At 38.4% G+C, this 8,611-nt stretch carries 11 protein-coding genes; 6 read left to right on the top strand and 5 right to left on the bottom strand.

Translation table 11 applies throughout. From position 1 onward, the window contains the following. Positions 1-110: 110 nt before the first annotated feature. A complete protein-coding gene (locus QS62_RS09240) occupies positions 111-863 on the bottom strand; it encodes an esterase family protein (protein WP_066109194.1) in 753 nt (250 codons plus the stop codon). A 12-nt stretch (positions 864-875) separates the two neighbouring features. After that, positions 876-2,054: an ATP-grasp domain-containing protein gene (locus QS62_RS09235; RefSeq protein ID WP_066109191.1), complete on the bottom strand. Its 1,179-nt coding sequence runs from the start codon at positions 2,052-2,054 to the stop codon at positions 876-878. 180 nt (positions 2,055-2,234) lie between these two features. Here QS62_RS09235 and ettA point away from each other — a divergent pair, with 180 nt between their 5' ends. The 6 genes from ettA to QS62_RS09205 all read left to right on the top strand — a co-directional run bounded on the left by ettA (position 2,235) and on the right by QS62_RS09205 (position 7,114). Next, positions 2,235-3,905, top strand: a complete 1,671-nt coding sequence (gene ettA, locus QS62_RS09230; RefSeq protein ID WP_066109188.1) for an energy-dependent translational throttle protein EttA — start codon at positions 2,235-2,237, stop codon at positions 3,903-3,905. A gap of 140 nt (positions 3,906-4,045) precedes the next feature. Continuing rightward, a complete protein-coding gene (gene ribH / locus QS62_RS09225) occupies positions 4,046-4,516 on the top strand; it encodes a 6,7-dimethyl-8-ribityllumazine synthase (RefSeq protein ID WP_065233507.1) in 471 nt (156 codons plus the stop codon). Beyond that, complete coding sequence (gene nusB / locus QS62_RS09220) at positions 4,516-4,944, top strand: transcription antitermination factor NusB (RefSeq protein WP_066109185.1); 429 nt, start codon at positions 4,516-4,518, stop codon at positions 4,942-4,944. The genes ribH and nusB overlap by 1 nt, the downstream gene beginning before the upstream one ends. Positions 4,945-5,004: 60 nt before the next feature. Further along, positions 5,005-5,985, top strand: a complete 981-nt coding sequence (gene thiL / locus QS62_RS09215; protein WP_066109182.1) for a thiamine-phosphate kinase — start codon at positions 5,005-5,007, stop codon at positions 5,983-5,985. Then, positions 5,957-6,466, top strand: a complete 510-nt coding sequence (locus QS62_RS09210) for a phosphatidylglycerophosphatase A family protein (protein WP_066109178.1) — start codon at positions 5,957-5,959, stop codon at positions 6,464-6,466. Before thiL ends, QS62_RS09210 begins: the two co-directional genes overlap by 29 nt. Positions 6,467-6,481: 15 nt before the next feature. Continuing rightward, entirely contained in the window at positions 6,482-7,114 is a 633-nt protein-coding gene (locus QS62_RS09205) for a LysE family transporter (RefSeq protein ID WP_197495468.1), read from the top strand. Here the strand turns inward: QS62_RS09205 and matP are convergent. The 3 genes from matP to QS62_RS11890 form a co-directional block, all read right to left on the bottom strand. Further along, positions 7,106-7,552: a macrodomain Ter protein MatP gene (matP, locus tag QS62_RS09200; RefSeq protein WP_066109172.1), complete on the bottom strand. Its 447-nt coding sequence runs from the start codon at positions 7,550-7,552 to the stop codon at positions 7,106-7,108. The two genes, QS62_RS09205 and matP, sit on opposite strands and share 9 nt — an antisense overlap. 139 nt (positions 7,553-7,691) lie before the next feature. Then, a complete protein-coding gene (locus QS62_RS09195) occupies positions 7,692-8,447 on the bottom strand; it encodes a YdcF family protein (protein ID WP_066109169.1) in 756 nt (251 codons plus the stop codon). A gap of 1 nt (position 8,448) precedes the next feature. Next, positions 8,449-8,604: a YoaH family protein gene (locus QS62_RS11890; protein WP_082966174.1), complete on the bottom strand. Its 156-nt coding sequence runs from the start codon at positions 8,602-8,604 to the stop codon at positions 8,449-8,451. Positions 8,605-8,611 lie beyond the last annotated feature (7 nt).

Here is an 8,611-nt window from a genome sequence, read left to right as displayed (position 1 = left end):
CGAAACCTAAATTTTATATAAAAATAATTTAGCTAAAAGTTTTATCATTGACTTTGTCAATAAACTGGGGCTTTCATATAAAGCCCCTCAGTTTATTAAATTTACCTTAATTAAATAATACCTTGTTCAGCCAACTTACCTAAAAAGAACGGCATTTGCACTTTCCACCAAGGCCAATCGTGATCAACATCATGTCCCCAGAAATCGAACCAAGCAGGAATACCTTTACCTTGGAACGCTTCTTGTAAGCGTGCAGTATCGGCAATATGTTGTTCTTCCCATGCACCTTGGCCCACAGCAACAATATAATGATTTTGACGATAACGTGATAAAAACCACTCATCATATTGTCCCCATAAATAATCAATTGGAGAATTAAAATAGACTGTTTCATCACCGTAAAATTCACCAGTAAAGAAACGTGCGTCATAAACTCCACTCAAGGCAATCGCCGTATCAAACAGATCTGGATGGCGTAACGCAAAATTGATGGTGTGAAATGCGCCCATACTACAACCAGTCGCTATCATTCCCGCATACCACTCAGATTCATAACGGATTAATGGTACTAATTCATTAACAATATAGCGATCATAAGCATTATGCGCTAAAGCCATATCATGGCCTGATTTATTTGGTGCAAGCCAAGATTCTTTATCTAACGAATCTGGTGTATAAAACTTCACTAGGCCAAGATCGATAAAAGAACGACAAGCCTCAATCATACCAAAATCGGCATATTCATTATGGCTACCGCCTGAAGATGGGAAAACAATGATCGGTTTACCAGCGTGTCCATACACATTAAAGTACATTTCACGTCCAAGTTCTCCACTCCAATGACTTCTTCTTTCAAAATGCATTTCCACTTCTCCTTACTGTTTTGCATGTGCAAATTGAATAATTTCACGCATCTGTTCAATTGTCTCAGTACGCGCCAAAATTCCTTCTTCACCCATAATCTTGGCAAAAATACCTGGTACAGTTTGCACACTAATAATGCGATCAGTAAATCTTTCACAAATCGCTTGAATTGAATTCACATAATTTTTGTTGGCTTTACGTGAAATATACACCACATTCCATGGGTGCGTGATATGTGAGTAGAATTTATTTTCTTTAACGATATGAGCATATTCATTAAATACATCAAAATCATTCGCATAATTCCACATATCAATCGTTAAACCACCAGGCGGACGGCAATTAATTTCTAACGGCATTAGTTCGTTAGTTTGTTTTACGCGGAAAAATTCAAAATGGAAAAAACGTTCGCGGACTTTAAAAGCCTCAACACATTGTTTACCTAATTCGACCAGTTTAGGAGAAATTTCACGCGGTACGTAATAGAACATATCACCGTCTTTAGCAACGGTATCTAACACAGCTTCAGAATATTCAAGGCTAGAATAAAAAACGATATTACCGTTAATATCAGCTAGACCATCAAAAGTGACAATATCACCATCAATGAACTCTTCCATAATATATTGCACTTCAGGATGTCGATAACCAAAAAACGCTTCTAATTCCTGTGCAGATTTAATCTTATAGGTATCGCTCGCGCCAACACCAGAATCTGGCTTAATAATTACCGGGAAATTTAACTCTTGCGCTAATTGACGAGCCTCTTCATCACTATGAAAAACACGACCTTGTGCTACTTTTAAACCAGCTGCGCGGAAAATTTCTTTCATTTGTGATTTGGTTTTAATAGCGTGCATATCTTCGTTTTTGTAACCAAAAACATTAAAATCCGTACGCAATTTTGCATCCAACTCTAGCCAATATTCATTATGCGATTCAATTCGATCGATACGTCCATATTTATGCGCAAAATAGCCTACGGCACGATACACTTGATCGTAATCTTCCATATTATCAACACGATAATATTCAGTTAAAGCGTTACGCAAGCCTTCGCTAAGCGACTCATAAGGTGCATCCGCTATTCCCAATGTATTAAAACCATTTTCCCGTAATCTGACTGCAAAAGTTTCAAAATTCGTCGGAAAATGAGGCGAAATCATGACAAAATTTAATGGTCTGGACATTAAGTTTCCCTCAAAATAAAAGTTGATGTTGGTGTTGTGCTTAAGATCATCAGATCTGTTTGTATTTTGCCATAAATCTAACAATTTTGTGCAGAAAAGATCGGCAGAAAAATAGTCAAAAGCAATAATTTACAGTAGAATATGCGCCTTTTCATCTAACCACAAACAATAGCGAGAACTATGTCAACACAATTTGTTTATACTATGCATCGCGTGAGCAAAGTTGTGCCACCGAAGCGTCAAATTTTAAAAGATATTTCGTTGAGTTTTTTCCCTGGCGCCAAAATCGGGGTTTTAGGTTTAAATGGCGCAGGTAAATCAACTCTTTTACGCATTATGGCTGGCGTAGATAAAGAGTTTGAAGGTGAAGCGCGTCCACAACCAGGCATTAAAATTGGTTATTTACCGCAAGAACCAAAACTTGAACCACAACAAACTGTTCGCGAAGTCATCGAAGAAGCGGTTGGCGAAGTTAAAGCTGCTTTAACACGTTTAGATGAAGTTTATGCTTTATATGCCGATCCTGATGCGGATTTCGATAAACTCGCCGCAGAACAAGCGAAATTAGAAGCAATCATTCAAGCACACGACGGACATAATTTACAAAACCAATTAGAGCGAGCTGCTGATGCTTTACGTTTACCAGATTGGGACAGCAAAATTGAACATCTTTCTGGGGGTGAACGCCGTCGTGTTGCGCTTTGCCGTCTATTATTAGAAAAACCAGATATGTTGTTATTAGACGAACCAACCAACCACTTAGATGCTGAATCTGTTGCGTGGTTAGAACGTTTCTTACATGACTATGAAGGTACTGTCGTAGCAATTACCCACGACCGTTACTTCTTAGATAATGTTGCAGGTTGGATTTTAGAGTTAGACCGCGGCGAAGGTATTCCATGGCAAGGCAACTACTCTTCTTGGTTGGAGCAAAAAGAGAAACGCTTAGCACAAGAAGCAGCAACGGAATCAGCACGTCAAAAATCTATTGAGAAAGAATTGGAATGGGTTCGCCAAAATCCAAAAGGTCGCCAAGCGAAAAGTAAGGCTCGTATGGCACGTTTTGAAGAGCTTAATTCTAGCGAATATCAAAAACGTAATGAAACCAACGAACTCTTTATTCCACCTGGTCCACGCCTCGGTGATAAGGTTATCGAAGTAGAGAATTTATCTAAATCTTATGGTGATCGTACTTTAATTGATAATCTCTCTTTCACGATTCCAAAAGGGGCCATCGTAGGAATTATCGGTGCTAACGGTGCTGGTAAATCTACACTATTTAGAATGTTGTCAGGTCAAGAACAACCAGACAGTGGTTCGATTACTTTAGGCGATACTGTTGTACTCTCATCAGTCGAACAGTTCCGCGATAATATGGACAACAGTAAAACAGTATGGGAAGAAGTTTCTGGCGGTCTAGATATTATGAAGATCGGTAACTTTGAAATTCCTAGCCGCGCTTATGTTGGACGTTTCAATTTCAAAGGAGTAGATCAGCAAAAACGTGTTGGTGAATTATCTGGTGGTGAACGCGGTCGTTTACACTTAGCGAAACTATTGCAACGCGGCGGTAACGTTTTACTACTCGACGAACCAACCAATGATCTTGACGTGGAAACTTTACGTGCTTTAGAAAATGCTATTTTAGAATTTCCTGGCTGCGTAATGGTAATCTCGCATGACCGTTGGTTCTTAGACCGTATTGCTACCCATATCCTCGATTACGGTGATGAAGGAAAAGTAACTTTCTATGAGGGTAACTTCACCGATTATGAAGAGTGGAAAAAGAAAACTTTTGGTGCAGAAGCGGTTCAACCAAAACGCATTAAATATAAACGTATCACCAAATAATCTGTATCTATAGAACAATCCTGTCATTTTCACGAATGACAGGATTTTTGCTGACTAGCTTCAGCTAGATTCCTCTCTGATTTTTCGCTTTTTTATGCTAAAATCTGCAACCGTTTTTGTTCATCTATATTGGAGAAAATATGAAAGTTTTAGAAGGTCAAGTTGCTGCACCTAATGCCAAAATTGCAGTAGTGATCGCACGTTTTAACAGTTTTATTAATGATAGTTTATTAGAAGGCGCACTCGATGCATTAACCCGTATCGGTCAAGTAAAAGATGAAAATATTACTATCGTTAAAGCGCCTGGCGCTTATGAATTACCATTAGTTGCCCGTCGTTTAGCGTCTAGCAAAAAATTTGATGCGATTGTTGCATTAGGCACCGTAATTCGTGGTGGTACAGCTCACTTTGAATATGTTGCTGGTGAAGCTAGCAGCGGTTTAGGTCAAGTTGCTATGCAAGCAGAAATTCCTGTCGCTTTCGGTGTTTTAACTACTGAAAATATTGAGCAAGCAATTGAACGTGCTGGTACAAAAGCAGGAAATAAAGGGGCTGAAGCTGCATTAGTAGCTTTAGAAATGGTTAATTTATTAGCACAAATTTCAGAATAATGAATCAACAAGCAAAACCGTCAAAACGTCGTCGTGCTCGTGAATGCACTGTGCAAGCGCTCTATTCTTGGTTTGTTTCACAAAATACACCAGAAAAAGTTGAACTTGATTTTGTCACTGATGAAAAAAATATCAAAGGTGCTGATTTACCTTATTTCCGTAAATTATTCCATGGTACTGTTGATAATTTAGATGTGCTTGAAGAACTTTTCGCACCTTATCTCGATCGTCCAATTAGTGAACTTGGGATGATTGAGCGTGCAATCTTAGCTTGTGCAACTTATGAATTAAGATTCGTGGAAGATGTTCCGTACAAAGTTGTGATCAACGAAGCTATTGAAGTGACTAAAACGTTCGGTGCAGAAGATAGCCATAAATATATCAATGGTGTATTAGATAAGTTAGCACCTCAACTCGGACGTAAATAAATTACCAATATTCACCTTATCTCAACAAGATAAGGTGATCTCAACAAAGGATGTGAGAATATGGCTGATAATGGCGAATTCGATATTATTCGACGTTATTTCGCATCATCTAATCGACAACCACGACGTGATGTTTGGCTTTCTATCGGTGATGATTGTGCTATTACTGAAATTAAACCTAATCGTCGTTTAGCCATGACCACTGACACTCTTGTCGAAGGAACCCATTTTTTACCTACAATTTCAGCTGCCGATCTGGCTTATAAAGCAGTAGCAGTAAATTTAAGCGATTTAGCAGCAATGGGTGCAGAACCTGCTTGGATTAGCTTAGCACTAACGATGCCAAAAATTGATCATCAATGGCTAGCTGAATTTAGCCAAAGTTTCTTCGCTATTCTCGATCACTATAATGTCGATTTAATCGGTGGCGATACCACCAAAGGTACCTTATCACTCACTATTACTGCGCATGGCTTAGTAGCAAAAGAGAAAATTTTATGCCGTCATACTGCAAAAGTCGGCGATTGGATTTATGTTTCTGGTACACTTGGCGATAGCGCTGCTGGTTTAGATCTATTATTAAAACAAGCTCCTATACACAATGAAGCCCGCCAATATCTCTTACAGCGCCATTTACGTCCAACACCTCGTGTGTTGATGGGAATGGAATTAGCCGGCATAGCCAATGCAGCAATCGACCTTTCTGATGGCTTGATTTCTGATTTACAACATATCCTAGATCGTAGCAATTGCGGCGCTGTCGTTGAATTAGATAAATTACCGCTTTCTCCTCAATTACTTAGTGAATATTCATTAGAACAGGCAAAACAGTTTGCGTTAGCAGGTGGCGAAGATTACGAGCTTTGTTTTACCGTATCAGAACAAAATCGCGACAAAATGGAACGGACTTTGCGTTATCTTGGTGTTGCTTATCAATGTATCGGGCAAATTCGTGCCAATAAACATTTACAATTTACTCAATTTGCAAAACCAGTAGAGGTAGCAGTTTCTCATGGCTTCGACCACTTCAGCGAAAAATAATCACGACGCACTCAAAAAAATTCATCTTACCAATCCAATCCACTTTTTAGCCGTTGGCTTTGGTTCCGGTTTAATTTCACCTGCACCCGGCACTTGGGGAACATTGGCTGGTTTAATTGTCGGCGCTATATTATTGCAATGGTGCCCATTACCTTATTTCTTACTATTAATTATGGTTGCTTTTTTGCTTGGCTGTTATTTATGCGCCAAAACCGCCAAAGATATGCAGGTGCATGATCATGGTGCGATTGTGTGGGATGAAATTGTTGCAATTTGGCTAGTGCTCGCGGCATTACCTGAATTATCGCTTATTTGGTACATTGTTGCCTTTGTCCTCTTCAGGTTGTTCGATATTCTGAAACCAATGCCAATTCGTTATTTTGATCGTAAATTACACACTGGTTTCGGCATTATGTTTGACGATCTATTAGCGGCACTTTACGCGATTCTAGTTATTACACTTTGCCATTGGTTTATTTAAAAAGGATTTTCTATGTTGTGGAATATTATGCTTGTTCATCTTTTAGGATTGATGAGTCCAGGCCCTGACTTTTTTTATGTCAGCCGTACTGCTGCCAGTAATTCAAGGCGTAATGCAGTTTGCGCCGTCATTGGGATTACATTAGGTGTTGCTTTTTGGGCAACAGCCGCACTATTAGGCTTAGCAATTGTCTTTGCTACTAGCCAGCTCTGGCATGGGATTGTGGTATTGTTAGGCGGCAGCTATCTCAGTTATATCGGTTACAAAATGTTAAATGTACGTTCGAACATTACGTTTGAACAAGAAAAACAAGAAGCAACAACGGCAGTAAAGCAAAGCTCTACTAAACAAGAAATTTTAAAAGGACTTTTTGTTAATTTATCAAATGCTAAAGTAGTAATTTATTTTAGTAGCGTGTTATCACTCTATCTGGCTAATGTCAGCGGTATTGAACATATTTTATTAGTGTTAGCTATTATCCTGATTGAAACCTTTTTATATTTCTATGTCATTGCGCTACTGTTTTCACGCCCTGCTGCAAAACGTTTTTATAGTAAATATAGCCGTTGGTTAGACAATGCTGCCGGTGTCGTTTTCATTGCATTCGGGCTATATTTAGTTTATTCAGGTATTAATTATCTACTTTAAAAGATCTTTTAGATTTTTCTTCATCGCTTGAATTTGCGATTCATATAAGACCTTACTCTCTTGCTCATCAATCATATACATAATAGTTTGAGATAAGGTCATTTTCATTTTACGGGAATAGCGAGAAAGGCGGTGCCAAACTGCATAATCAAGGTCAATGGATTTCTTTTTGGTTGTCTGTTTTTCCGCATTAAAAAAACGTTTACGTTTAGCACGAATCGCTTGATCCAATTTAATCACTAAATCAAGCGACATATGATTTTCAATCCACTGTTTTACTTCTTCTGTTTGATGTTCTAATTTTGTGAGTTGTTGAATTTTATCTTCAGCCATACTCTGCTCAAGATAGCGAGTAATGTTGACACCTTCACGTGCTTTACGCGTTAAATAGAGCCACTTCCAGTGAGTTTCTTGGTTGTCGAGTTTCTGATAGCGCATATAACCTCACAAATTAATCATATCAAACCGTAAAACTACAATATTGACGGTATTTTCAGTGACAAGGTAACCCGTCAGATTATAAGCGTTTTTTTACCCTTATACTATTGAATATTTGGCTTTTTCTTACTGGAAAACATTACTCCAGACCAATCAATCTATCACGTAAAATACCTAACCATTCACGCAACACTAAACCAGATTGATAAAAACTTACTGGCTGAGGAATAAATTTCAATAAACCGCTGCTAGAAGCACGCTGACTCTTCGTTGCTGCAGGTAACACTATAAATCCTTGACGTTCAAAAGCAGCCATTGCACGACGCATATGCCATTCATTCGTCACTAAAATAATTCGGTTAATCTGTTTACCATCATCAGTTTGATCAAACAATTTTCTTAAATAAATCGCATTTTGTTCCGTTGTATTGGATTTATTATCCAACCAAGTTGGCTCAATTTGGAAAAAACGTTGTAATTCACTCCCCATCACCTTAGCTTCATTATCAACACCGCCACTGATTGCAATCGGTAACCCTGTTTTTTGATGCAGATAGACAGCATAACGCATTCGCTCTAATGGCAAAGCTGCGGTAGTCGAATAAGATTCTGGATAATCGCTATAACGCAGACCACCGCCCAACACAACAATTGCTTGTCCTTGCGTATAAACTTGTGGATCTGGACGCTCCAAAGCAATCGAGCGAATTAATAAATTTGAAAAAAAAGGCGTACTAATCAAATAACTCAGCACTAAAGACAGCGCCAATATTCCTTTCGCTGTTTTTTGAAAACGCGTAAATAACAAAATAAAGGCAACTAACGCCAATAAAATTAAATTAAATGGTGGTAAAATCGCGGCTTCTACCACCTTTTTCAAAATAACTGCAAACATTTTATTTTTTATCCTGTTGCTGTTTTGCTTGTTGGCGTAACTCTTCAGCAACTAAGCGAATCGCCTCACCGCTATTAATCCCTTGCTGCATTAATTGCTGGATTTTTTCTACTGCTTGCTGCTGTTGTTCATGAGTTAAATTTAATGTATCTAACATTTTCTAT

It is taken from the genome of Gallibacterium salpingitidis (assembly GCF_001678495.1).
Classification (GTDB): Bacteria; Pseudomonadota; Gammaproteobacteria; order Enterobacterales; family Pasteurellaceae; genus Gallibacterium; species Gallibacterium salpingitidis.
The sequence above is the reverse complement of the archived record's forward strand: the minus strand, read 5'-3'. Positions and strand labels throughout refer to the sequence as shown.

What these genes read in the sequence shown, in the direction of transcription:
- QS62_RS09240 (WP_066109194.1), bottom strand. Translation starts at nt 863, where the DNA reads ATGCATTTTGAAAGAAGAAGTCATTGGAGTGGAGAACTTGGACGTGAA.
- ribH (WP_065233507.1), top strand. Translation starts at nt 4,046, where the DNA reads ATGAAAGTTTTAGAAGGTCAAGTTGCTGCACCTAATGCCAAAATTGCA.
- QS62_RS09210 (WP_066109178.1), top strand. Translation starts at nt 5,957, where the DNA reads ATGGCTTCGACCACTTCAGCGAAAAATAATCACGACGCACTCAAAAAA.
- QS62_RS11890 (WP_082966174.1), bottom strand. Translation starts at nt 8,604, where the DNA reads ATGTTAGATACATTAAATTTAACTCATGAACAACAGCAGCAAGCAGTA.
- QS62_RS09235 (WP_066109191.1), bottom strand. Translation starts at nt 2,054, where the DNA reads ATGTCCAGACCATTAAATTTTGTCATGATTTCGCCTCATTTTCCGACG.
- thiL (WP_066109182.1), top strand. Translation starts at nt 5,005, where the DNA reads ATGGCTGATAATGGCGAATTCGATATTATTCGACGTTATTTCGCATCA.
- ettA (WP_066109188.1), top strand. Translation starts at nt 2,235, where the DNA reads ATGTCAACACAATTTGTTTATACTATGCATCGCGTGAGCAAAGTTGTG.
- QS62_RS09195 (WP_066109169.1), bottom strand. Translation starts at nt 8,447, where the DNA reads ATGTTTGCAGTTATTTTGAAAAAGGTGGTAGAAGCCGCGATTTTACCA.
- matP (WP_066109172.1), bottom strand. Translation starts at nt 7,552, where the DNA reads ATGCGCTATCAGAAACTCGACAACCAAGAAACTCACTGGAAGTGGCTC.
- nusB (WP_066109185.1), top strand. Translation starts at nt 4,516, where the DNA reads ATGAATCAACAAGCAAAACCGTCAAAACGTCGTCGTGCTCGTGAATGC.